Source organism: Pelagibius sp. (assembly GCF_028281305.1).
In the GTDB taxonomy this organism is placed as follows: domain Bacteria; phylum Pseudomonadota; class Alphaproteobacteria; order Kiloniellales; family Kiloniellaceae; genus Pelagibius.
Map to the genome: position 1 here is coordinate 13840 of NZ_JANQKD010000084.1, position 23815 is coordinate 37654.

The window sequence follows — 23815 nt, forward strand, 5'->3', positions numbered from 1 at the left end:
CGTATGAGAGTTTCGGAGCGATCCGCTCCCCCCGTTCGTACTGGCTGTAGCCCCAAGGGGCAGCTCAGGCGGGCGGCAACGCAGTCGGTCTCGTGCGCGAGGCCAGGGTAGAAGGAAGGAACAGACATGCGTCATGGTCTTCACGGCCGGCGTTTGAACCGTACGGCCAGCCACCGCAAAGCCATGTTCGCCAACATGGCGGCTTCGCTCATCAAGCATGAGCAGATCAAGACCACCTTGCCGAAGGCAAAGGATCTGCGGCGCGTTGTCGACCGCCTGATCACCCTGGGCAAGCGCGGCGACCTGCACGCCCGCCGTCAGGCGCTCTCCGTGCTGCGCGACACGGCGCTGACCGAGAAGCTCTTCGATGAGCTGGCCGGCCGCTACAAGGAGCGGCAGGGCGGCTACAGCCGGGTGCTCAAGGCCGGACACCGCTACGGCGACATGGCGCCCATGGCGATCATCGAGCTCGTCGACCGCGATGAAGATGCCAAAGGCCAGGATTCGGGCCCGGTTCAGGAAGAGGAAGACGACGGCGAGGAGGACTGAACCCGCCGCATCAGGCCCTCACGGCCCATCACGATAGCGAAAGGCAGCCCTGCGGGGCTGCCTTTCTCGTTTGACCGCCCCGCATCGAGCCCCAATTATGGAACGCGAAGCATGCAACACGTCGGGAGAAGGGCCTTGATCGGCTGCCAGAGGGCGGGACTTTGGGCAGGACATCGGCTAGGACATCGGCCAGGACTGCGGTCCCTTGCGCGCGGCCTTGCCGTGATCGCGGTGATGCTTGCCGGGGCGTTCGGCCTCGCTCTGGCGCCGCCGGCGGCCGCGCAGGACCGCGTGGTGCCGGAGAACCGCGACGAGGTGATGCTGTCCTTCGCCCCGGTGGTGAGCAAGGCGGCCCCGGCAGTCGTCAACATCTTCACCCGGCGCAAGGTGACCCAGCGGCGCCGTGTGACCTCGCTGCTGGACGATCCCTTCTTTCGCCGCTTCTTCGGCGGCGGCCGGGAGGAGCAGGAGCGGCGCCAGCGCGAACAGTCTTCGCTGGGGTCCGGCGTTATCGTCGACCCTCTGGGCTTCATCGTCACCAACGAGCATGTCATCAAGGGTGCCGAGCTCATCAAGGTGGTGCTGAGCGACCGGCGGGAGTTTGAGGCCGAGTTGGTCCTGGCCGATCCTCGCACGGATCTCGCCGTGCTTCGGGTCGACCCCGGTGAGGAAGCGCTGCCGAGCCTCGCCTTCCGCGACTCCGACACCGTGGAGGTCGGCGACCTGGTGCTGGCCCTGGGTAATCCCTTCGGCGTCGGCCAGACCGTGACCAGCGGTATCGTCTCCGCCCTCGCGCGCACCCAGGTGGGGATTACGGACTTCAGCTTTTTCATCCAGACCGATGCGGCCATCAATCCGGGCAACTCCGGCGGCGCGCTGATCACCATGGACGGGCGCCTCATCGGCATCAACACGGCGATCTACTCGCGCACCGGCGGTTCGGTGGGCATCGGCTTTGCCATTCCGGCCAACATGGTGCGCACGGTGGTGGCGAGTGCCCGGGCCGGCGGCGCCCTGGTGCGTGCCTGGACCGGCCTGTCTGGCCAGACCCTGACGTCCGACCTCGCCGAGGGCCTGCGTCTCCAACGGCCGGGCGGCGTTGTCATCAGGGAGACCTACCAGGGCGGCCCGGCGGACCGGGCGGGCATTCAAGCCGGCGACGTCGTCGTCACGGTGGACGACAAGCCGGTGAACGATCTTGAAGCGCTCAACTACCGGGTCGCCACCGGCAACCTGGGTTCTACGGTCAAGATCGGGCTTTTCCGGCAGGGCGAGGCCATCTCCGCCGTTCTGCCGCTCGAGGCACCGCCGGAGACGCCATCGCGCAACGAGATCCGCCTGCTGGGCCACCATCCCCTCGGCGGAGCCTTCGTGGCCAGTCTGTCCCCCGCGCTGGCGGAGGAGTTGGACCTGGCCGGCCACTGGGAGGGGGTCATCATCACCCGGGTGCAGCGCGGCACACCGGCCCAGCGCGTCGGCTTCCGCAGCAACGACATCATCCTTTCCCTCAACCGGCAGAGCTATACCCGTTCCTCCGACCTGGCTGAGGCCCTGAACCGCAGCGCCGAGCGCTGGGAGATCACCTTCAAGCGCGGCGGCAAGGTTCGCCGGGTCTCCATTGGATCCTAAAGGCCAGATCCTAAAGACCGGGTCCTAAAGGCCGGCTCCGGAAAAGGCGTCTCCCGCAAACGTGCCTTTGAAGGCCCCTTTTTTGCCTCTCTGGGGCGCCGCCAGACGGGCGCATTTATGCCAATCCAAAGCGCTGCGGCCTGCGTATAAGCTTTTGTTTCATCAGTAAACCGGGCTGTGCCGGGTGGACACCCTCCGGACACAGCCCCTTCGATGGCAGGGAGCAAGGCGCGTGACGGACAGGCACATCCCGCATTCCAGGCTTCGTACTCTGGCCGCTACCGGCCTGGTGGCCGCCCTCAGCAGCGCGCCGGCGATTGCGAACGAGGCCCCGATGACCGATGCGATCAAGCCCCCGGCGGCGGAGTCCCTGGCCGGCGAAACCCTTGCTTTCAAGGTCATGCGTGACGGCTCCCAGATTGGCCATCACAAGATCCGCCTGGAGGAGATCGGCGACGAGCTTCATGTCGAGGTGGATATCGCACTGGAGGTCAATCTCGCCTTCATCACGCTGTTCCGCTACGAGCACACGAACAAGGAAGTCTGGCGCGACGGCCGTCTCGTCTCCCTGGAGACGCGGACCAACGACGACGGCTCCGAGTACTGGGTGAGCGCCCGCTCCTCGGAAGAAGGGTTGCTGGTCGAGGGATCCGCGGGCAGCTTCGTCGCTCCCGCAGAGATCCTGCCGACCAGCTATTGGAACCCGGCAACGGTGCAGCAGGACGTGCTGCTGGATACCCAGCGCGGGCGTCTGCTGGAGGTCTCCAGCAAGGCCAAGGGCGCGGAGATCATCCAGACGCCGGAGCGGGTTGTCGATGCGCGCCGCTTCAAGCTCGACGGCGACCTGAAGGCCGATCTCTGGTATGCGCCGGACGGCGAGTGGATGAAGATTGCCTTCGATGTACGCGGTTCGACCATCGACTATGTTCCGGTCGGCCCCCATCCGGGCCTGCGGGCCGCGAACCAGTCGAGCCAGCGCTAGGGCTTTCCCTCAGGAAGGTCTGCCGTCGGCGCGCGCTCCGCGCCACTCTGCTATTCTCTGGAACCGACCGCCCGGTCCTGCCTCTCAAAAGAGGCGGGATCGGTGCAGTAGTTCTGCCGGGGCTGTCGTAACGGAGCACGAGAGACATCCATGCCGTTGCCTAAGGATCACTGCATCTTGATTACCGGCGCCTCCCTGGGGCTCGGCAGAGCTCTGGCGCTGCGCTGCGCGCGTGCGGGCTGGCGGGTGGTCGCTTCGGCGCGGGGCCGTGAGCAGCTCGAGAGCCTGGCGGCCGAGGCAGCGGAGTTGAGCGGTGAGATCACGCCTTATCCGTTGGACGTGACGGATGCCGCTGCCGTGGCCGCCGCGGTTCAGCATGTGGAAGCCGAGATTGCCCCGATCGGCATCGCGGTTCTGAATGCGGGCACGCACCGGCCGATGGCGGCGGAGTCCTTTCGCGCCGCGGACGTCGAGGGTCTGCTGAAACTGAACGTCTTGGGAATCGCAAACTGTCTTGAGGCGCTCCTGCCACGCATGATCGCGCGCCGCCAGGGCCGTCTGGCGCTGGTTGCCTCGGTGGCCGGCTATGCCGGCCTGCCGACGGCGGCAGGCTACGGTGCCAGCAAGGCTGCGGTGATCAATATGGCCGAGTCGCTGAAACCAGAACTCGATCGCCTGGGGGTGGTCCTTCAGGTGGTCAACCCAGGCTTCGTGCAGACCCCGCTCACCGACAAGAACGACTTTCCCATGCCGTTCCTGATGCCGGCCGATGCGGCCGCGGAAGCCTTCTTCCGCGGCTTAGAGTCGCAGCGCTTCGAGATCGTCTTTCCCAGGCGCTTCGTGTATCTCATGAAGCTTCTGAAGTTGTTGCCCTACCGGCTGTTCTTCGCGCTGACGCGGCGAACGGTGCCGGGGCGGTAGCTCTGCTCTCCAACCTGACCACTAGAGGCCTGCCCGGATGGTATCCCGCGACGCCGTTGCCGCTTACATCCACTTCTTTGAGAATCTGACGCCGGAGGATCTGCCGCGGTTTGAGCAGGTCTTTGCGGCGGATGCCCGCTTCCGCGACCCCTTCAACGACGCGCGGGGCGTGGAGGCGGTGCGCCGGGTGTTCGAGAAGATGTTCGCGGACGTCGACGACCACCACTTCAAGGTGCTGGACCACGCCGTCGATGGGAACCGTGCCTATCTGAACTGGGAGTTCCGGATTACACCGAGTGGCCGGAAGCAGGCGTTGACGATCCTCGGTATGTGCACCGTGGACTTTCGGGACGACGGCAAAGTGACGGCCCACATCGACCACTACGACGCGGCAAGCCAGCTCTACGAGAGCCTGCCATTGGTCGGCACGCTGCTCAGGTTCATCCGCCGCAGGATCGCAGCCGTCTGACGGAGGTGGCGAAGCCCATGCTGGACGAACTCCGGGGAAAGACGTTCTAGCGTCTGAACACCCCGACCATGCTCACCGCGACCATGGTAGGCAAGGAGGACCTGCGCTCGCAGTTGACCGATGGCGCCGAGCCGCCGCGCGCCGGCACAGCGGCGCTGCCGTGGCGGTCAAGGGCTCGCAAGGGCGCGCTCGTGGGGCGCGCTGGAAATCCGTTACATCCCGTCACGCGCCAGCCCAGCCGTGCAATCTCCAAGCTGACATAACCTGTCACGCGGCAACGATGATCAGCCCGAAGGAAAACCCGGGGCGATCCGGCCCGTTCTCCGAAAGGCCGCGCCGGCACTAACCATCGAACCACCTGCTTGCGAGGCACGACCAACAGGTTGTTGCGGGGACACCGCCGAAGGAACCCGCCCCAAGGTACCAGGAGAAAGCAATGAAAGTCCTTATCGCAACCGCTCTGGCGGTCACCGCCGCGACCAGCCTCGGCAGCATGAGCTTTCCGACGGACGCGGAGGCCCAGTTCCGAAAGCAGCAGGTGAACACCTTGCGGAGCACGCCGCCGCAGCTAAACTGCCACACCGGCTTCACCAAGACCGTGCAGGAGTATTACCCTGCGAACCAACACAATGGCTTCGCCAGGAAATTGACCTGTCTTTCGGCCACGTTGAAATGCGCCAAACCGACCGATCCCGGCTTGAAACTGAAGACCGATCGGCATTTCCATGACTGGGACCTGAGCCAGGGCGTCTTCAAGATCCTGTACCGCTGCGGATATCTTCCGACCGGGGCCCAGGTGCAGGCCAAGACGCTGAGCTTTGCGAAGGCACCAATCCAGAAACAGCAAGGGCCCACGCTGACGACGAAACCGGTCGCGTTGAAGTGCTGGACCGGCTTCAACGCCGCAAACCAAGAGAGTTATCCGGCCAACCAGTATGACGGCCATCCGAAGCTGCTGGATTGCCTGACGCCGGTGATCAAGTGCCCAAAGGCACCAAAGCCAGGTCTAAAGCTGGGGGTGCATCTCGAACCGATCAACGTCAACGACCAGCAAGGCACATTCAAGCTCAAGTACAGCTGCGAGTACAACTGAGAGCTATAGAGAAGACTGGCTCGAGCGCCTGTGAGCCCAAAGCATATCTGTTCCAGGCTGAAGCATAGCCTGTAACAGACATGTTCTATTCGGCAGCAACCCCTTGCTGTTCGGCCGCGTTGGCGGCGGTGACCGGCATCCTGCGGAAGAAGATAGTCACCTCGCCGAGCTCGATGCCGAACTTGCTGACCTTGGCGCGGTTCACCAGGACGTCGTCAGCCTGCAGGAACATCCAGTCGTCGAAGCGGACGTTCCAGACCGACTCGCCGATCGGCAGGGCGAGCGTGTAGCGCCAGTTCAGGGCGTTGCCGTAGGACACCCCCTCGGCGGCGCCGATGACATCGGCGGCGGTTCCCTCGTAGCGGTGCGCGTCCAGCTTGCGGATGGTCCAGATGCGCTGCTGGGTCTCCCCGTCTGCATACACGAAGTCTTCCACCAGCGTGAGCGTCTCGCCGTCCCAGGTGCCCTCGATGTCGACCACGAACTCGCGGCGCAAGGTTCCGAAACGGTCCTCAAAGATGCCCCACGCGCGGGTGTTGCCCGCGAAGTAGTCCTCGATGAGAAGGCGCGGCTCGCGCCCGTCGAATTGCTCCGGTGTCATACTGCTGCAGCCTGCCGTGAGGAGGAGAAGAAGGGCTCCGAACCAACGCTGAAGAAGCATCTCATGTCTCTGGAACTGTTGATCGCCTTGCCGCGCGCCGGTCGATCAGCGTGCGGATTCTCAACTGGCGCTGCGCCGTGATCGGAAAGCGCCAAACCAGCGCAACTGCGGCGACCTTGAACACCACCGGCGCCAATCCGTAGAGCAGCGACAGGGCCCAGACTCCACCCGTTTCGTCCGCGGCCGGGTCGAAGCCGGCCAGTGCGAGCAAGGGGAAGGAAAGCCCGACCGCCAGCGCGAGGGCTAGCTTCGTTGCCACGCCCCACAGGCCGAAGTAGACGCCCGCCCGCTCCTGACCGCTGCGCAGGCTGTCCAGGTCGACCACATCGGCCTGGATTGCCGGCGGCAGAGCGAGGTCGGCTCCCAAAGCGAAGCCGGAGAGCACGCAGATCACCAGGAAGGCCCAGGTGTCCCCCGGTCCCAGGAACGGCACCCAGACAAAGACCGCGCAGGCCAGGGCCATCGCCGTACACCAGGCGCGATGCTTGCCGATCTGCGCTGCCAGCCGCAGCCAGAGCGGCAGGGCGGCGATCCCGCAGGCAAAGTAGGTGAGGAGGAGTGGTCCGGTCCAAGATTCCGCGTCCAAAGCAAACTTCACGAACAACAGGAACAGCGTGGCTGGCAGCCCGACGGCTATCCCATTGAGGAAATAGGCCGAAACCAGCCTCAGGAAAGGGCCGTTTCGCAACAAAATGGCGAGCGAACGGCGCCACGGAAGGGGTGGTGGCGGCCTGAGACGCGGCTCCTGCACGGCGAAGCAGGTAATAGCAACTCCAGGTGGTAATAATATGATGACTGCAATCAGAAGCCACAAAAGCGTGAGGGCACGGTCTTCGCCGGTAAAGCTCGGCAGGGCCGCGGCAGCGACCGTCCCGACGACCACGAAGGCCTCACGCCATGCCGTGATGCGGCTGCGCTCGTTGTAGCTCTTTGACAGCTCGGCGCCCCAGGCGGAATAGGGCAGCAGAATCATGGTACTGCCGAGGTAGAGCAGCATGGTCCAGCCCGCGAGATAGAAGACACCCACGCCGGGCGGCGGTTGGAAGAGGAACCACGCGCTGATCAGCAGCAGCGGCACCCCCAGCAGCATCCAGGGGCGCCTGCGGCCCCAGCGCGTTGGGAAGGCATCGGAGAGACGGCCCATGAGCGGATCGGTCAGGAGATCCCAGACCCGTGCCACAAGCAGGGCCGCCCCGACCGCTGCAAGGCCCAGGCCCATCTCCTCGGCATAGAAGGGTGGCAGGTAGACGTAGAGCGGCACCCCCAGCGCCGCCAGGGGCAGCCCGGGCAGGCCGTAAGCGAAAAGGGCGGACCGCGACAGGCCCGCACCGCCGGCGCTCTGCTGTGTCACCGGTCTAGCCGCGGGAAAGGGCGATCTGGCGGACGTCGATGCGGCCGATTTTGAATCCGACCGCACAATAGGCGAGGTAGTAGTGCCACATGCGCCGGAAGCGCTCGTCGAAGCCGAGGCCTGCGATACGCGGCCAGGAGGACTCGAAGCGTTCCGACCAGGTCTTCAGGGTGCGTGCGTAGTCGAGGCCGAAGCCCTTGTCTGCGACCCATTCCAGTCCGGCCTGTTGTACGCAGTCCTTCAGGGCCGTTTGCGACGGCAGCATGCCGCCGGGAAAGATGTAGCGCTGGATGAAGTCTGCCCCGCGTCTGTAGGAACCCCAGATCGCATCGTCGATGGTGATGATCTGGAGCGCCACCCGGCCGTCCGGACCCAGGGCCGAACGGAGCTTGTCGAAGTAGACCGGCCAGTAGCGCTCGCCCACCGCCTCGAACATCTCGATGGAGGCAACCCGGTCGAAGCTGCCCGTGACGTCGCGGTAATCCTGACGCCGGATCTCCACCCGCTCGGCGAGGCCGTCCTGATGGACCCGCTTGCGTGCATAGTTGTACTGCTCCTCGGAGATCGTGATCCCCGTGACCCGGCAGCCGGTCTGCTTCGCCGCATAGGCCGCGAAGCCGCCCCATCCGCAGCCGACCTCCAGGAGATGATGGTCGGGGGAGAGTTCGGCCAGCTCGGTCATCGCCTGGTACTTGTTCTGCTGGGCCGCTTCCAGGCTTTCGTTGCCTGAGGCAAAGACCGCCGAAGAGTAAGTCATGCTGGGGTCCAGCCACTGCTCGTAAAAGGCGTTCCCCAGATCGTAGTGGTGGGCGATGTTGCGCCGCGATCCGTCTTTGGAGTTCGGGCGCAGGAGATGCGGGATGCGGTGCAGGAGGCGCATGACCGGATGGCCGTTGACGACCTTCTGCCAGGCCGCTTCGTTGAGAGCGCCCAGCTCGATCACGGCGGCCAGGTCGTCGGTCTCGAAGTCTCCGTCCATGTAGGCTTCGGCGAAGCCGTTGTGGCCGCCAAGCAGAAGCCGGCGGACGAAGCGGGGGCGAACCACCCTGAGCGTGGCCGAGGGCCCGGGTTCTGCGCCCTCGAAGATTTGTCGCGACCCGTCCGGCAGTTCGAGAATGACCGAACCGGCACGGAGACAACGGCCCAGGGTTATCAGCAAGCTGTAAGGACCGAGTGACACCAGACTGTTTTGCCTAAGGTTCATCGCGATGTCCATACGGGTTGTGCAGGGGAAGGCTAGGGGGCAACCGATGTCACCGCTTCGCCGGGCGGTGTGCCGCGGCGGTGGTAGCGGGCGCCTTTACGCCAGATCCACAGCGCCTCCCAGTGAATGGCGGCCATCACCTTGACGGTCATCAGCGGGTAGCGGAAGAAGGCGCGCCACAACCCACCGCGGTCGATTGCCACGCGGCGGCCTGTGAGCGTTGCCAACAGGATCTCCCCGTCGGGCACCGCCTGGCGGATCAGCACGGAAAGCTTTTCCCCGGGTTCGCGGAGACGGAACCGGTAAGCGGCTGTCATCTCGATAAAGGGAGAAACGAAGAAACCCTTCTCGCATTTCTGCAGGATCGGCCGGCCGTCGCGGTTACCGTCCTTCACCGGGATCAGGTAGCAGTGCTGCTCTCCGAAGGTGTTCTTCACCTCGTAGATAACGGCGCGCAGCGATCCGTCTCGGTGATGGCAGAACCAGAGCGTCAGAGGGTTGAAAACATAACCGAGGATTCGCGGAAAGCAGAGCAGGCGGATGGGGCCGCCCTGCAGATCGATACCGGCCGCCGCGAGCTGCGCCTCAGCCCAGGGACGCAGCGCCGTTCCGTCGCGCGGACCGTGATCGCGATCATCGAAGCTGAAGATGTTGAAGCGGTTGTGAGAAAGCAGCGGCAGCCGGCGCACCAGGCTCGGCAACTCGTCCAGGTCAACAAAGAGCGAAAACACGCCGTAGCTGAAGCGATGGGAGAACGGCCGCAGACGCCGATGCATAACCTGCCCGAAGTAGAGACAGGACTGCGACGAAGAGCGATCGCTGCCGTTCTTTTGGTTCGACGGTTGCGGTGGCGCCGTCACTCGGCCGCCTCCAGCAGCGACGCCGGCACCACCGCCTCGGCCGCCGGGCTGCGCGGCACCACATGCTGTGCCCAGGGGGCGGGGGAGCCCAGGGCCGCGGCGACGCCGAGGCCCGCTTGCAGGCCGTCTTCATGAAAGCCGTAGCCGCAGTAGGCACCGCAGAACCAAAGGCGGTTCATACCCTGGATATCCGGCAGGTCCTTCTGTGCCCTGAGGGCGCCTGCATCGAAGAGCGGGTGGTCGTAGACCAGGTCGCGCAGAACGCTCTCGGCGGCGGGCTCGCGCTCCGGGTTCAGGGTCACGAAGAGCGGATGCCGGCGGTCGATGTTCTGCAGTCGGTTCATCCAGTAGGTCACAGACACCTTTCCGTGGTGGCGGTGGCTGGCGGTGTGCACTTCGGCGGAGGCGCCGCTGGTGTAGTTCCAGCTTGCCCATGCTCCGCGGCGGCGCGGCATCAAGGTGGTGTCGGTGTGCAGCACGGCGCGGTTCTTCTCATAGCGGAAGGCACTCAGGACCGTTCGTTCTGCCGACGTTGCTTCGCCGCCGAGAATGCGCAGGGCCTGATCGGCGTGGCAGGCGAGAATGACCTGATCGAAGCGCTCTTCTTCCGCTCCGGGTACCTGCAGGTAGACGCCCTGAGGCGTGCGGCGCAGCCGCCCGATGGGGCTGCGCAGGCGCACCTCGCCGCGCAGGCCCTTGGCGATGCGCTGAACGTATTCCCGGCTGCCGCCGGAAACGGTACGCCACTGCGGGCGCCCTGTCAGAAGCAGCAGCCCGTGGTTTTCGCAGAACTGAATGAAGGAGCGCGCCGGGAAGGCCAGCATCTCGTCCAGCGGCGCCGACCAGATGGCCGAGCCCATGGGCAGGAGGTGATCGCGGGTGAAGGCATCGCCGTAGCCGCCGTGATCGAGCAGCTCGCCCAGGCTCATGCCGGCGGTCTCCGCCTCCAGCATCGCGCCCGGCGCATCCCTGTAGAAGCGCAGCAGGTCGCGCAGCATCGACCAGAAGCGCGGGCTCAGGAGATTGCGCTTTTGAACGAAGAGCCCTGCGAAGCTGCCGCAGTACTCCAGGCGCCCGTCGTCGAGAGAGACCGAGAACGACATGTCGCTGCGTTCGGTCGGCACCGCCAGGGCGTCGAAGAGACGCGTCAGGTTCGGATAGGCCTGATCGTTGTAGACAATGAAGCCGGTATCAACGGGAAGACTGCCGTCCCTGGTGGCAACATCCACGGTGTGCGAGTGCCCGCCAAGGCGATCGTCCGCTTCAAACAGAGTTACGTCGTGACAAGAGTCCAGCGCCCAGGCTGCGCCCAATCCGGTAATGCCACTGCCAACAACCGCAATCTTCATACTCATCCCTTGCTTTTCTTTGCGCCGCTTCCCGATCCCTGGCGCGTCGAGCGTCTTGGAACCTGAACGGCGCTGCGTGTCCCCACCTTGTCCGGCTTCGACGCTTTACGAAACCCAGTTCGGCCGCCGCGATGGCAAGCCGCCATTTGCTATGCTGGGTGCTGTTTGAACTGCTGACTCCCGCCTGCCACCTACCCAGGGATATAAGCCCCGACGTGCTCATATCCACTTGTGCTGATACGCTGCTAAACCCTTAATGGATCATGAAAAGTGGCGGCCTCCGGCAGAACATGAAAAGCTGGAGGCTGGGGAGCGGGTATGCGCGCCGCAAGGGGGCGACCGCGACACGGCACGGGATTGCAGAAGCTTCAGCGTTATGACGGGATTGTTTGAAAGTCAGGCCCCCAGGCCTCTGGCAGACCGGCTGCGTCCGCAGAGCCTCACGGAGGTCGTCGGCCAGGACCATGTTCTCGCAGCCGACGCGCCGCTCGGCCGCATGGTCAAGGGCGGGCGCCTGGCGTCCTTGATCCTCTGGGGGCCGCCGGGCTGCGGCAAGACCACCATTGCCCGCCTGCTGGCGCAGGAAACGACGCTGGAGTTCGAGCCTCTCTCTGCCGTGTTCTCTGGTGTCGCCGACCTGCGCAAGGTCTTCGACCGCGCCAAGCAGCGCCGCCTCGGCGGGCGCGGCACCTTGCTGTTCGTCGACGAGATCCATCGCTTCAACCGTGCCCAGCAGGACGGATTTCTGCCCTATGTCGAGGACGGCACCGTCATCCTGGTCGGGGCCACGACCGAGAACCCGTCCTTTGAACTCAACCCCGCTTTGCTTTCCCGCTGTCAGGTCTTGGTCCTGAAGCGCTTGGAAGACACAGCGCTGCGCGAACTGCTGGCCCGGGTCGAGGCGCTCGAGGGGCGCGATCTGCCGCTGTCGACGGATGCCCGGGCGGCCCTGATCGCCATGGCCGACGGCGATGGGCGCTACCTTCTGAATCTGGCCGAGGAGGTGCTGACGCTGGCACCGGACCAGCCGCTCGACAGCGCGGCGTTGGCGGCCGTGGTTCAGAAGCGGGTGCCGATCTACGACAAAGGCCAGGAGAGCCACTACAACCTGATCTCGGCCTTGCACAAGTCGCTGCGCGGGTCCGACTGCGATGCGGCGCTCTATTGGTTTGCCCGCATGCTGGCCGGCGGCGAAGACCCCCACTTCATCGCCCGCCGCCTGGTCCGCTTTGCGGTGGAAGACATCGGCCTGGCCGACCCTGACGCTCTGCCCCAGAGCATCGCGGCCTGGCAGGCCTTCGAGCGCATCGGCTCCCCAGAGGGCGAACTCGCGCTCGCCCAAGCCGTGATCTACCTAGCGACCGCGCCCAAGTCCAACGCGGCCTACAAGGCCTACAGCGGCGCGGCGCGCAGCGCCAAGGACAGCGGCTCGCTGGCGCCGCCGGCCCACATCCTTAATGCGCCGACATCGCTGATGCGCAACCTGGGATATGGTCGCGGGTACAACTACGACCACGACGCGCCGGAGGCTTTTTCAGGGCAGGATTATTTTCCCGACAACCTGGAACGCCAAACCTTCTATCAGCCCGTGGAACGAGGGTTCGAGCGGGAAATCCGCAAGCGCCTGGATTACTGGGCGAGGCTGCGCCAGCGCCGGCAAGGGGCAGAGGAGGGCGACTCCTGAGGCAGCCTTGCGTTTGATGCGCGGCTGCTATTCCGCCTTGCTTATTGTCCCTTCTGCCAATGCTCGTACTTTGTCACCGGGACAAAGCTTCTCGCTCCGCTTAGGGCGAGAGGGGCAGCCTATTCGGAATCACTAGGCTCATAGGGGCGTTATATGGCCAACTACTGCGTGCCTGACAAAGGCAAAGCAGCTTTACTCTGTATCTCCGCTCAACGTGATTTCATAACGCCTGGCTCGCCTTTACGGGCCTGTGGCGTGCGCTCGGCGCTGCCGAGAATGCGCAAGCTGCTGGACGCCTTCCGCGAGGAAGGGGCGCCCGTCTTCCATTCGGTCAGACTGTACAAGGCCGACGGATCCAACGTGGATGCCTGCCGCCGCCAGGCCGTTGAGGAGGGCATGCGCATCCTCATGCCCGGCACCCTGGGTGCGGAGCTGATCGACGAGGTCAAGCCCAGTGCCGGCGTACGTCTGGACCCGGAGGTCCTGCTGGCGGGCGATTTCCAGCCGATCGGCGAAAACGAGTTCGTCCACTACCGGCCGCGCTGGGGCGCCTTTCACGACACCGGCCTGGAGGCCAGGCTGCGCGAACTGGAGGTCACCACCCTGGTGATCTGTGGCTTCAGCTTCTCGACCGGCGGCCGGGCCTCGGTCTACGAGGCCTCGGCGCGGGACTTCCGCATCGTGCTGGTGGCCGATGCGCTCTGCAACGCAACCGAAGATTCGGTCCGCGAGTTGGGACGTATGGGTGTCTATCTTATGGATAGCGCCAACTGCATGAGCTGGCTGGGCAACGGCGGACCCCGATCCGCGGCGGCTTAGAGCCGATCCGCTCTGACCGGGCCGCCGGCTTCTGTTTCACCGGCGTTTGCACCGCTGACCCCACTTTGTTAGCTAGAGATGGTCTCGCGGAGCGGAGGCACCGTCTCCACCGCCGCGAAGACGCTAGGCGAGCGAAGAGGCAAGGCCTATGCAATTTCAGATCCTGATCGCAGTGGCCCTGGGCGGCGCTCTGGGCGCATTGGGGCGCTATGCCATGGTGTCCCAGGTCAGCCATGCGTTCGGCCCCTGGCTCGGCGGCTTTCCGCTTGGCACCCTTGGCGTCAACGTCCTCGGGTCTTTCGCCATGGGTCTGCTGGTCGAAGTCTTCGCGCTGGCCTGGTCGCCGCCGGAAGCCCTGCGCGCCCTGCTGACGGTCGGCCTGCTGGGCGCCTTTACCACCTTCTCCACCTTTTCGATGGAGGCGGTGCTGTTGTACGAGCGCGGCGCCCTTATGCAGGCCGCAGTCTACATCGCCGCTTCCGTTGTGCTTTCGATTGCCGGGTTCGTCGCGGGCCTTGCGCTGATCCGCGCCATCTTCGCCTGAGTGTGCGGACATGAGCGGGGTCCAGAAGGTCGCGATCCAGGCGGAGGAGGCGGGTCAGCGCCTGGACCGCTGGTTCCGGCAGCGCTTTCCTCAGGTGACCCAGGGGCGTCTGGAAAAGTGGCTGCGGAAGGGCGAGGTCCGGCTTGACGGCAAGCGCGCCAAGTCCGCCAGCCGGATCGAGGCCGGCCAGATCGTCCGGGTCCCGCCGCTGCCCGCAGCCGACGACGCCCGCCCGCCCGCGGGACCAAAGCCGCAGAGGCTCTCTGCAGCGGAGGCCGCCGATCTCAAAGCACGGGTGCTTTACAGCGATGACACGGTGATCGCTTTCGACAAGCCGGCAGGCCTGGCGGTGCAGGGCGGCAGCGGTCAGAGCCGCCATCTGGACGGCATGCTGGAGGCCCTGAAACTGGGCGCGGCGGAACGGCCCAGGCTCGTCCACCGCCTCGACAAGGACACTGCCGGCGTCCTGCTGCTGGCGCGCAGCGCCGCCGCCGCGCGCGCCCTGACAGCGGCCTTTCGCGCGAAGACGACACAGAAGGTCTACTGGGCGTTGCTCAGCGGTGTACCCCGCCAGAAGCGCGGCCTGATCGATCTGCCCCTGGCGAAGCGCCAGACCGGGGCCGGCGAAGCTGTGACCCCGGCAGAAGAAGAGGGCAAGCCTGCGCAAACCCTGTTCCGCGTCGTGCAGACCTATAAGGACCGGCTTGCCTGGGTTGTGCTGATGCCCGTGACCGGGCGCACCCACCAGCTCCGCGTCCACTGCGCGGCCTTGGGCACGCCCATCGTCGGTGACGGCAAGTACGGCGGGCGGGCGGCCTTTCCGGACAAACCGGGGCTGCCGAAGACGCTGCACCTGATGGCAAGGGAACTGGCGCTGCCCCATCCGGAAGACGGCACGACGCTGCGGGTAGTCGCAGCACTGCCGCCGCATATGGCAGAGAGTTGGCAGGTGCTGGGATTCGACCCGGAGCAGGGAGATGCCGCTTTGGACGGCCTGTTGAGCTATGCGGAGGGCCTCAGCCATTCGCCCCGGCGCGGCCGCGGGGTCTGATGCAGCGCTGCTTGTTTGCTGGCTGCCGTCAAGACCCCTGCGACGCCGGGATGGGAGTGGGGATTAGAAGGTCGAGTAGCGGCGGGGCTGCTGCGAGCGCTGCACAAGCTGATGGTGGCGGCGCTGCTCGGTGACCGTCGGCCGTGCCTGGTTGCGCAGGGTGGCCGCCGTCTTCTTGCGCCATTCCATGTCGCTCATCACGGTCTTCAAGGAGAAGCCCCATTCGGAGCCCGCTTCAGGCTCATACTTGGTCTGTTCAGCAGTAGAGTAATGAAGGTTCATCATCTTCGACCAGTCCTGCGCCGTTGCCGGTGCAGAGAAGGCGATGACTGCTGCCGCGGCGATAGTGACAGCAGAATACTTGCCCGTGATGAACTTCGAAAACATGCCTGACCCCTATGGATTGTTTTCCGATGACCCAAGGTGTAGGCGTGATTTTTTCTTATTTCCCCTGCAAAATTATTAATATCCAAAAATGACATCTGTAAAAGCCAATATATGTCACAGCATTAGTCAAGGGTGTGGCATTTTTACTCTCTTAATTATTTGTTAATTGTTTGGCAAACATGTCTAAAATGTGGCGTACCCACAATTATTGTATATAATTCAGAGCCTTATAGATGTGGATAAGTGGCTTGCGCTTTTGATATCTCCCTTAACCCGCCCGATTTATGCCACCCGGAGCGGCCTATCAGAGGCTTCTCATGCTTCCTTCATTCGGCCATGGGAATGAGGCGGAGCGGCCACAATGGTTAAGGCTTTGCTCTGCGAATCGCCTTAAGCAGGACCGAGCAACATGGTAGAGACAGGGCGCTATGACACCCATTCCATTTCGCCACCGCTTCATCGTCTTCGACCTCGACGGAACCCTGGTCGACAGTCAGCACACCATCGTTTTCTGCATGAGCCAGGCCTTTGACGCCGTCGGGCTGGAGCAGCCGGACGCTGAGGCCGTGCGCGGCATCATCGGGTTGAAGCTCGAGGTGGCTGTCGCGGAACTGCTGCCGCCGGACCTCAGGGCCATGGCTCCGAGGATCACAGGGCTCTACCGCGAGGCCTTTCATGCGCGGCTCAGCGGGCCCGATCACGACGACCCGCTGTTTGACGGCGCGCGCGAGGTGCTGGCCGCGCTGGATCACCCGGAGTTGCTGCTGGGCATTGTGACCGGCAAGAACCGGCGCGGCCTGCTGCGGGTGTTGGAGCACCACGGACTGCAGCATCACTTCACAACGTTGAAGACAGCAGACGACGGACCCAGCAAACCCCACCCCCGTGTCCTTCAATTGGCCATGGCGGAGGTTGGGGCGGAGCCGCAGGATACGGTCATGATCGGGGACACGGCCTTCGACATCGAGATGGCGCGCGCCGCAGGCTGCGATGCCATTGGGGTCGACTGGGGCTATCATCACCGCGACCAGCTCTATGCCGCGGGTGCCGGCGTGGTGATCGACCGCTTTGACGAACTCGAAGGGGCCATGATCCGACTGGACGGAGCATCGCGATGAAACTGCGCCGTGTGATCTACATCGCAGCGGCTGTTGTCGTCGGTCTCGGGGTTGCGACCTACGCCTTTCTGTCGACGCTCAACTTCGACGACCTCACCGCCCTGCTGCAGAGGGAAGTGAAGACGGCGACGGGCCGCGACCTGGTGGTCGCGGGGCCGGTGGATCTTCAAATCTCGCTTTCGCCCTCCATCGATCTGCAGGACCTGCGGTTCGCAAATGCCCCTTGGGGCAGCCGGCCGGATATGGTGACCCTGCGCCGGCTGGAGCTCGAGGTAGATCTTCTGGCCCTGCTCGGCGGCGACATTGTCGTCAACCGCCTGGTGCTGGTGGAGCCGGACATCCTGATTGAGACCGACGCCGAGGGGAACGGCAATTGGGAGTTCGGGACCCCATCGGCACCATCGGGGAGCGATGCGCCTGAGGAGGCTAGGGGCACCTCCGATGCCGGCGGGCTGCCCGACATTCAGGACTTCGCGATCCGCGGCGGCCGGATCGTGATTGCGGACGGCCCCGCCGACCAGGAGCCCCTGACCGTCACCCTCACCGAAGCGAGCGGCCGGGTGCCGGACGGCGGCGGTGAGCGCAGCCTCGCGCTTGTCGGCAGCTACAACGACAATCCGTTTCGTGTGTCGGGCACTTTCGACAACCTGCGCGACATTCTGTCCGGTGCGAAGAGCGACCTGGACCTGGCGTTCGAGGCGGGCGGCGCCAGCGGCCGCATCACAGGTGCCGCCGGTGACCTGGTCGGCGCCGCCGGCGCGGAGGTCGCGGTCAGTGCATCGGGTGAAGATCTCTCATCGCTCTCGCCGCTTGTCGGCGCGGCGCTGCCGGCCATCGGCCCCTACACGCTGTCGGGCGACGTGACGGTTGCCGGCGACACCATCGCCTTTTCAGGCCTTGCCGTGGAGCTTGGGCAGAGCGACGTGGCAGGAGCGGGAACTCTGGACCTCGGCGGCGAGCGGCCGCGGCTGACCGCCGACCTTGCGTCCAAGACGCTGGACCTGGCCGACCTGCAGCCCGGTACCGGGCCAGAGGCGCAGGATGCCGGATCATCGCCTGCCACCACGCAGACGGAAACCGAGGGGGGAGCCAGTGACGGCCGCATCTTCTCCGACAGTCCGCTTGGGCTCGAGGCACTCTCGGCGGTCGACGGAAAGGTGACGCTGAGCGCCGTTGAGGCGCGGCTGTCGCCCCGCTTCTTTGTCGACGACCTCAGGCTCACTGCGGCGCTCGAGAACGGCCGCCTCTTGGTGGAACCCTTGCAGGCGCGGCTGGCGGAAGGCGATCTTACCGGGCGGGCCGTCGTCGATGCAGGACAGAATCCTCCCCGCCTTGCGCTGACACTCGACGGCGCCGCCATGGACTTCGGCGCCCTGCTGCGCAAGGTGGAGGTCAGCGAACAGGTGGGCGGTGCCCTGGATGCCGAGGTGGACCTGCGCAGCCAGGGCGGCAGTCTGCGCGCGCTGGCCGCCGGTCTCGACGGGCACGTTCAGGCAGTCTCGCAGGACGGGACCATCGACAACGCGCTGCTGAGCTTCTTCAGCGTCGGGTTCAGCGACATCACCGGGCCGCTGTTCGGCACGGCTGAGCGGGCCCGTCTGGAATGCATGATCACGCGCTTCGACATCGCCGGCGGCCAGGCCGAAAGCCGGGCACTGGTGCTGGATACCGGAACCTTCGCCATCGCCGGACGCGGCGGCGTTGACCTGGCGAGCGAAAGGGTCAGCCTGGCCTTCGATACGGAGACCAGCGAGCCGAGCCTTGCCAGCCTGGCCGTTCCCTTCAAGGTGATCGGTCCTCTGGAGGACCCGAGCATCGTTCCGGATCCGATTGGGGCCGCCGGCAATGTGGTGGGAACCGTGGGGACCGTCGCCGAGACCGGTGGCAACATCGTTGCCGGGGTTGTCGATACCCTCGGCGGGCTGGTCGGGACCGGGCCGATCATCGGCAGGATCGGCAGCGATCAGACGCTTTGCGGCGAGGCCCTGGCGGCGATCGATCTTGCCTCTGCCGCGCCGGAAGGCGGGGGCGTGGAGCCGGCAGGCGCTCCGGCGGCCGGGGGCGCAGCGGAAGAGGCGGAGCAACCAAATCCCTCCAAAGGCCTGGTCGAAGGGGTCGGCGAAGCCACGGAGGACCTGGGACGGAGCCTGAAAAAGGGCCTTGAGGGGCTTTTCGGCAACTGACAGGCGACGCCACGGCAATGCAGAAGATCAAACGTTTCTACGAGTCCGCGGGCTCTGCGCCTGCCGAAGGTGGCTATGGCGTCACGCTGGACGGCCGCCCGGTGCGAACGCCGGCAAAGGCGCCTTTGGTGCTGCCCTCCGCGGCCCTGGCGGCGGCCATTGCCGAGGAATGGCAGGGCCAGGACAAGGATATCGACACGGGGTCGATGGCGCTGAACAACCTGGCCTGCACCGCGATCGACATCGTCGGGCCGCAGCGGCCGCGCATCGTCGACGATCTGGTCGACTATGGCGGCCATGACCTCATCTGCTATTGGAGCGACGCTGTGGACGATCTGCTGCGCCGCCAGCAGGACCACTGGCAGCCGCTGCTGGACTGGGCGGCGGAGGCGTTGAACGCGCCGCTCGTGAAAACCTGCGGGATCGTTTCGCAGGACCAGCCGCCGGAGAGCCTTGCGGCGCTGCGCGCAGCCGTCGAGCAGCATGACGCCATGGCCCTGACCGGCCTCGCCGCGGCCGTTCAGGCCTCGGGATCGCTGGTCATCGGCCTTGCGCTTTCCCACGGTCGGATGGAGGCGGAGGAAGCCTGGACCGTTTCGCTGCTGGACGAGGCCTATCAGCAGGAGCGCTGGGGCGAGGACGCCGAAGCGCGCAAGCGTCAGGCGGCGCTGCACCAGGAACTCGACGCCGCCGGTCGATTTCTGTCCTTGCTGCGCGAGGGTGTCTCTGCGGAGAGCGCTTGAGCCGTCACCGAGAGGCGGCAGCGGCGGCGGATCAGAGTTCCTGGGTTGCGGGCGGTTCCTGGGCGCCCTTCATCATCACTTCCGCGAGGACGCCATAGGTCTTGGCCCAGGCCTTCTCGACATCAGGTGTGAAGGCGTCCTGCAGGCCCTGCTTGAGGGTCCAGAGCAAGGCGTTGGCGACGCTCTCGTAATGCTTCAGCTCGACGCCGTAGGCGTGGTGGCGCTGACCCATGACCTTGACCGCCGGCACCAGCTTGTCGAGCTTCTCCAGGCCTGCCACCGCCGTCTTCAGAACGGCCATCAGCTTGCGGCCTTGCTCGGCCATGTCACCCTTGAACAGCGGCTTCGTGCTGGGGTCAATCTCGAAGAGGCGCTTGTAGAACAGGGCTGCGGCGTCCTCGGCGATCGGCTCCACCTTGGCGAAGGACTCCTGCACCATTTTGATTTCCGCTGCACTCAAAGGCCCGCCGCCGCCCGAGGGCGCCGCCGCTTGCGCGTCTGCGGGCGTCGGCGCAGGTCTGGGAGATGGCCTCGTGGGCGCTGGGGCCTCCGTCTTCACCGGTGCCGGGGCCGCGGCTGCTGCTGGGGCCGCCGCTGGGGCCGGCTGAGGGGTTTCGACAGGCGCCGTAGTGGGCTGCGCGCGCCCGGCCCGGGACACGGCTGCGTCGTTCAGGCTGGAGAGTTCGTTGATCCGGGTGGTCAGGCTTTCCACGATCTCGCCGATCTGGCTGGTCGCCTTGCTGGTCTGTCCGGCAAGCTGCTTCACCTCGCCGGCAACGACGGCAAAGCCCTTGCCGGCTTCTCCGGCGCGCGCCGCCTCGATCGTGGCGTTGAGCGCCAGCAGGTTGGTCTGCTTGGCAATCGCCTCGATCTGCCCGGCCATGTTTGACACGTTGGAGACTTCGCTGCGCAGCGCCTCGATCTGCTCGGCCATGCCCCCTTCCGATGCTCGGGTACTCTGGTCGTCGGAGGGGCTGTGAGAGGGCGCGCTGGCGAACTGGGACATCGGGTTTCCTTGGGATCTCTGTCTCGAAACAGGGCTTAAGCAGTTCTATCCAGACGTCGTTAACGTTCTCCTAATTGTAGTCGTTTCGTTCAGTTCCCTGGCCGGGCTGGCGTGGATGCCAGGGAGCGCTGTCGCTGGCACTCCCCCCGATCCCGTGCTATCAGCAACCGCGCATATGGATAAGCAAAAGCGGGCAAACCGGTTTCAAGGACCCGCTTTGGGGCAGGGATGGGAGCGGCGATGCAGGACATTCTTCGGCAGCTTCAGGAGAAGCGGGACCAGGCGGCGATCGGCGGCGGCCAGCGCCGGATCGACTCCCAGCACGCGAAAGGCAAGCTGACGGCGCGCGAGCGCCTGCAGGTCCTGCTCGACGAGGGCTCCTTCGAGGAATGGGACATGTTCGTCGAGCACCGGTCCAACGACTTCGGGATGCAGGACCAGAAGGTGGCCGGCGACGGCGTGGTCACCGGCCACGGAACCATCAACGGACGGCTCGTCTTCGTCTTCTGCCAGGACTTCACGGTTTTCGGCGGCTCCCTCTCCGAAGCCCATGCCGAGAAAATCTGCAAGGTCATGGATATGGCCCTGAAGGTCGGCGCACCGGTGATCGGTCTGAACGATTCCGGCGGGGCGCGGATTCAGGAGGGCGTCGCCTCCCTGGCCGGCTATGCAGAGGTGTTCCAGCGCAATGTCCTGGCCTCCGGGGTCGTGCCGCAGATTTCCATGATCATGGGCCCCTGCGCCGGCGGCGCGGTCTACTCGCCGGCCATGACCGACTTCATCTTCATGGTGAAGGACAGCTCCTACATGTTTGTCACCGGCCCCGACGTCGTGAAGACGGTGACCCATGAGGAGGTCTCTGCGGAGGCCCTGGGCGGCGCGACCACCCACACCACCAAGTCGGGCGTGGCCGATCTCGCCTTCGAGAACGAAATCGAGGCGCTGCTGGAACTCAGGCGCTTTTTCGACTTCCTGCCTGCATCGAACCGCGAAGCGGCGCCCTGGCGGCCGACGGACGATCCGGCCGACCGCGAAGAACCCTCCCTCGACAGCCTGGTGCCGGCCGATCCCACCAAGCCCTACGACATGAAAGAACTGATCCAGAAGGTCGTCGACGAAAGCGAGTTCTTCGAACTGCAGCCCAACTACGCGGGCAACATCATCACCGGCTTCGGCCGTCTGGAGGGGCAGACCGTCGGCTTCGTCGCCAACCAGCCGATGGTGCTGGCCGGCTGTCTGGACATCGCCTCCGCCATCAAGGCGGCGCGCTTCGTGCGGTTCTGCGACTGCTTCAACATCCCCATCGTCACCTTCGTCGACGTCCCCGGCTTCCTGCCTGGGACCTCGCAGGAATTCGGCGGCATCATCAAGCACGGCGCCAAGCTGCTCTTCGCCTATGCCGAGGCCACCGTGCCCAAGGTGACGGTGATCACCCGCAAGTCCTACGGCGGCGCCTACGTCGTCATGGCGTCCAAGCACCTGCGCGGCGACGTGAACTTGGCCTGGCCGACGGCGGAGATCGCCGTCATGGGGCCGAAGGGGGCGGTGGAGATCATCTTCCGCGGCGACATCGGCGACGACGAAAAGATCGCCGCGCGCACCGAGGAGTACCGCACCAAGTTCGCCAACCCCTTCGTCGCCGCCTCCCGCGGCTTCATCGACGATGTCATCATGCCCCACGGCACCCGGCGGCGGCTCTGCCGGGCGCTGGCCATGCTGCGCGACAAGCAGTTGGAAAACCCCTGGAAGAAGCACGACAACCTGCCGCTTTAAGCGGGGCAGCATGCTGAGACTCTACGACGATCCGGACTCAGGAAACGGCTATAAGACCCGGTTGTTGCTGGCTCTTTTGGGCAAGCGCTATGATTTGGTGGAGGTGAATGCGATCCAGGGTGAGACGCGTCGGGAGGCCTTCCTGAAGAAGAACCCGAACGGGCGCATTCCGGTGCTGGAACTGGAGGACGGCACTTTCCTGCCGGAGTCCAACGCCATCCTGTTCTATCTCGCCGAGGGAACACCCTATCTGCCGGACGACAGTCTGGGCCGGGCGCGGGCCCTTCAATGGATGTTCTTCGAGCAGTACAGCCACGAGCCCTATGTCGCCGTGCTGCGCTTCTGGGCCCGTCACACCGACAAGACTCGGGAAAACGAACCCCAGTGGGCCGAGCGGGAGAACCGCGGTTACGACGCCCTCGGCGTGATGGAAAGAACTCTGGCGGAGCAGGACTGGCTGCTGGGCGGCACGCCCTCCATCGCGGACATCTCGCTTTATGCCTACACGCATGTCGCGGATCAGGGAGGCATGGACCTCTCGCGCTTTCCGGCTCTGCGTGCTTGGATTGACCGTTTCCCGGCCTTGGAGGGCTATGTGCCCTTCTCCGGGCGCCTCAGGGCGACAGACGACCGAATGGCATGAGGCGGCGCGTACCGTTGAGTTCTCAATGACTGAGGGCACATCGGCTTGAGTAAAAAAGAATCTGAATCAAGGCGTTAGGGGCGGATGTTCAAAAAGATTCTCATTGCGAACCGCGGCGAGATCGCCTGCCGCATCATCAGGACCTGCAAGCGTATGGGCGTGTCGACGGTGGCGGTCTACTCCGCTGCCGATGCCGATGCCCTGCACGTGCGGGCCGCCGACGAGGCGGTGCCCATCGGTCCCGCGGCGGCGGCGGAGAGCTATCTTGTCATCGACAAGATCATCGCCGCAGCCAAGGAGACCGGTGCTGAGGCGGTCCACCCGGGCTTCGGCTTCCTCTCCGAGAACGCCGGCTTCGTCGAAGCCCTGGAGAAGGCGGGGCTGGTCTTCATCGGGCCGCCGGTGAAAGCCATCGGCGCCATGGGCGACAAGATCACCTCCAAGAAACTGGCGGCCGAGGCCGAGGTGAGCACGGTGCCCGGCCATCCCGATGCCATCGACGACGAGGCGGAGGCGGTCCGCATCGCCGGCGAGATCGGCTATCCGGTCATGATCAAGGCCTCCGCCGGCGGTGGCGGCAAGGGCATGCGGGTGGCGGCCTCCGAGGCCGAGGTGCGCGACGGGCTGCGCTCGGCGCGCAACGAGGCGCGCGCCAGCTTCGGCGACGACCGGGTTTTCATCGAGAAGTTCATCGAGGAGCCGCGCCACATCGAGATCCAGGTGCTGGCCGACGCCCACGGCAACACCCTGCACCTGGGCGAGCGCGAATGCTCGATCCAGCGCCGCCACCAGAAGG

23 protein-coding genes are annotated in these 23815 nt (G+C 65.3%); 16 read left to right on the forward strand and 7 right to left on the reverse strand.

Going from position 1 to position 23815, the window contains the following annotated elements:
- The first annotated feature begins 126 nt into the window (after nucleotides 1–126).
- The 6 genes from rplQ (at nucleotide 127) to Q0982_RS16305 (ending at nucleotide 5643) form a co-directional block, all read left to right on the forward strand.
- Nucleotides 127–549, forward strand: a complete 423-nt coding sequence (gene rplQ / locus Q0982_RS16280; protein ID WP_299397263.1) for a 50S ribosomal protein L17 — start codon at nucleotides 127–129, stop codon at nucleotides 547–549.
- A 222-nt stretch (nucleotides 550–771) separates the two neighbouring features.
- Nucleotides 772–2178, forward strand: a complete 1407-nt coding sequence (locus tag Q0982_RS16285; protein ID WP_299397265.1) for a Do family serine endopeptidase — start codon at nucleotides 772–774, stop codon at nucleotides 2176–2178.
- Nucleotides 2179–2410: 232 nt separating this feature from the next.
- Entirely contained in the window at nucleotides 2411–3160 is a 750-nt protein-coding gene (locus Q0982_RS16290) for a DUF6134 family protein (RefSeq protein WP_299397266.1), read from the forward strand.
- A 150-nt stretch (nucleotides 3161–3310) separates the two neighbouring features.
- The gene (locus tag Q0982_RS16295) at nucleotides 3311–4081 is read left to right on the forward strand and encodes an SDR family NAD(P)-dependent oxidoreductase (RefSeq protein WP_299397268.1); all 771 of its coding nucleotides are present in this window, start codon (nucleotides 3311–3313) and stop codon (nucleotides 4079–4081) included.
- A gap of 37 nt (nucleotides 4082–4118) precedes the next feature.
- A complete protein-coding gene (locus Q0982_RS16300) occupies nucleotides 4119–4550 on the forward strand; it encodes a nuclear transport factor 2 family protein (protein ID WP_299397270.1) in 432 nt (143 codons plus the stop codon).
- Nucleotides 4551–4986: 436 nt separating this feature from the next.
- Nucleotides 4987–5643, forward strand: a complete 657-nt coding sequence (locus Q0982_RS16305) for a hypothetical protein (protein WP_299397272.1) — start codon at nucleotides 4987–4989, stop codon at nucleotides 5641–5643.
- Between the two features lie 85 nt (nucleotides 5644–5728).
- Here Q0982_RS16305 and Q0982_RS16310 read toward each other — a convergent pair whose 3' ends face one another.
- The 5 genes from Q0982_RS16310 to Q0982_RS16330 are packed head-to-tail and all read right to left on the reverse strand — an operon-like array spanning nucleotide 5729 to nucleotide 11074.
- Nucleotides 5729–6304 carry a DUF3833 domain-containing protein gene (locus tag Q0982_RS16310; RefSeq protein ID WP_299397273.1) on the reverse strand — a complete coding sequence of 192 codons (576 nt, stop codon included), beginning with the start codon at nucleotides 6302–6304 and terminating at the stop codon, nucleotides 5729–5731.
- A gap of 1 nt (nucleotide 6305) precedes the next feature.
- Complete coding sequence (locus tag Q0982_RS16315) at nucleotides 6306–7655, reverse strand: MFS transporter (protein WP_299397275.1); 1350 nt, start codon at nucleotides 7653–7655, stop codon at nucleotides 6306–6308.
- Nucleotides 7656–7659: 4 nt separating this feature from the next.
- Nucleotides 7660–8859 carry a cyclopropane-fatty-acyl-phospholipid synthase family protein gene (locus tag Q0982_RS16320; RefSeq protein WP_299397276.1) on the reverse strand — a complete coding sequence of 400 codons (1200 nt, stop codon included), beginning with the start codon at nucleotides 8857–8859 and terminating at the stop codon, nucleotides 7660–7662.
- 32 nt (nucleotides 8860–8891) lie between these two features.
- On the reverse strand, nucleotides 8892–9719 hold the full coding sequence (locus Q0982_RS16325; RefSeq protein ID WP_299397278.1) for a DUF1365 domain-containing protein: 828 nt from the start codon (nucleotides 9717–9719) through the stop codon (nucleotides 8892–8894).
- Nucleotides 9716–11074 carry an NAD(P)/FAD-dependent oxidoreductase gene (locus Q0982_RS16330; RefSeq protein ID WP_299397279.1) on the reverse strand — a complete coding sequence of 453 codons (1359 nt, stop codon included), beginning with the start codon at nucleotides 11072–11074 and terminating at the stop codon, nucleotides 9716–9718. Before Q0982_RS16330 ends, Q0982_RS16325 begins: the two co-directional genes overlap by 4 nt.
- Before the next feature lie 370 nt (nucleotides 11075–11444).
- On the opposite strand from Q0982_RS16330, the gene Q0982_RS16335 reads away from it, so the two are divergent.
- The 4 genes from Q0982_RS16335 to Q0982_RS16350 all read left to right on the forward strand — a co-directional run bounded on the left by Q0982_RS16335 (nucleotide 11445) and on the right by Q0982_RS16350 (nucleotide 15166).
- Nucleotides 11445–12752, forward strand: a complete 1308-nt coding sequence (locus Q0982_RS16335) for a replication-associated recombination protein A (protein WP_299397281.1) — start codon at nucleotides 11445–11447, stop codon at nucleotides 12750–12752.
- 153 nt (nucleotides 12753–12905) lie between these two features.
- A complete protein-coding gene (locus Q0982_RS16340; RefSeq protein ID WP_299397282.1) occupies nucleotides 12906–13571 on the forward strand; it encodes an isochorismatase family cysteine hydrolase in 666 nt (221 codons plus the stop codon).
- A gap of 148 nt (nucleotides 13572–13719) precedes the next feature.
- Entirely contained in the window at nucleotides 13720–14115 is a 396-nt protein-coding gene (gene crcB, locus Q0982_RS16345) for a fluoride efflux transporter CrcB (protein ID WP_299397284.1), read from the forward strand.
- A gap of 10 nt (nucleotides 14116–14125) precedes the next feature.
- Entirely contained in the window at nucleotides 14126–15166 is a 1041-nt protein-coding gene (locus Q0982_RS16350; protein WP_299397285.1) for an RluA family pseudouridine synthase, read from the forward strand.
- A gap of 63 nt (nucleotides 15167–15229) precedes the next feature.
- Here the strand turns inward: Q0982_RS16350 and Q0982_RS16355 are convergent, their stop codons facing one another.
- Nucleotides 15230–15553 carry a hypothetical protein gene (locus Q0982_RS16355; protein WP_299397287.1) on the reverse strand — a complete coding sequence of 108 codons (324 nt, stop codon included), beginning with the start codon at nucleotides 15551–15553 and terminating at the stop codon, nucleotides 15230–15232.
- A 428-nt stretch (nucleotides 15554–15981) separates the two neighbouring features.
- Between Q0982_RS16355 and Q0982_RS16360 the strand changes: the two genes are divergently transcribed.
- From Q0982_RS16360 to Q0982_RS16370, 3 genes are read left to right on the forward strand one after another with little or no spacing between them, the layout of a single operon-like run.
- Complete coding sequence (locus tag Q0982_RS16360) at nucleotides 15982–16671, forward strand: HAD-IA family hydrolase (protein WP_299397289.1); 690 nt, start codon at nucleotides 15982–15984, stop codon at nucleotides 16669–16671.
- Nucleotides 16668–18854, forward strand: coding sequence for an AsmA family protein (locus Q0982_RS16365; RefSeq protein WP_299397290.1), 2187 nt, complete (start codon nucleotides 16668–16670; stop codon nucleotides 18852–18854). The genes Q0982_RS16360 and Q0982_RS16365 overlap by 4 nt, the downstream gene beginning before the upstream one ends.
- A gap of 17 nt (nucleotides 18855–18871) precedes the next feature.
- Nucleotides 18872–19597 carry an ATP12 family chaperone protein gene (locus tag Q0982_RS16370; protein ID WP_299397292.1) on the forward strand — a complete coding sequence of 242 codons (726 nt, stop codon included), beginning with the start codon at nucleotides 18872–18874 and terminating at the stop codon, nucleotides 19595–19597.
- 31 nt (nucleotides 19598–19628) lie between these two features.
- Here the strand turns inward: Q0982_RS16370 and Q0982_RS23855 are convergent, their stop codons facing one another.
- Entirely contained in the window at nucleotides 19629–20603 is a 975-nt protein-coding gene (locus tag Q0982_RS23855) for a methyl-accepting chemotaxis protein (protein WP_367575452.1), read from the reverse strand.
- A gap of 240 nt (nucleotides 20604–20843) precedes the next feature.
- Here Q0982_RS23855 and Q0982_RS16385 point away from each other — a divergent pair, with 240 nt between their 5' ends.
- The 3 genes from Q0982_RS16385 to Q0982_RS16395 form a co-directional block, all read left to right on the forward strand.
- On the forward strand, nucleotides 20844–22376 hold the full coding sequence (locus Q0982_RS16385; protein ID WP_299397294.1) for an acyl-CoA carboxylase subunit beta: 1533 nt from the start codon (nucleotides 20844–20846) through the stop codon (nucleotides 22374–22376).
- A 10-nt stretch (nucleotides 22377–22386) separates the two neighbouring features.
- Entirely contained in the window at nucleotides 22387–23019 is a 633-nt protein-coding gene (locus Q0982_RS16390) for a glutathione S-transferase family protein (protein ID WP_299397295.1), read from the forward strand.
- An 84-nt stretch (nucleotides 23020–23103) separates the two neighbouring features.
- On the forward strand, nucleotides 23104–23815 hold a 712-nt coding region (locus tag Q0982_RS16395; protein WP_299397297.1), incomplete at its 3' end, for a biotin carboxylase N-terminal domain-containing protein.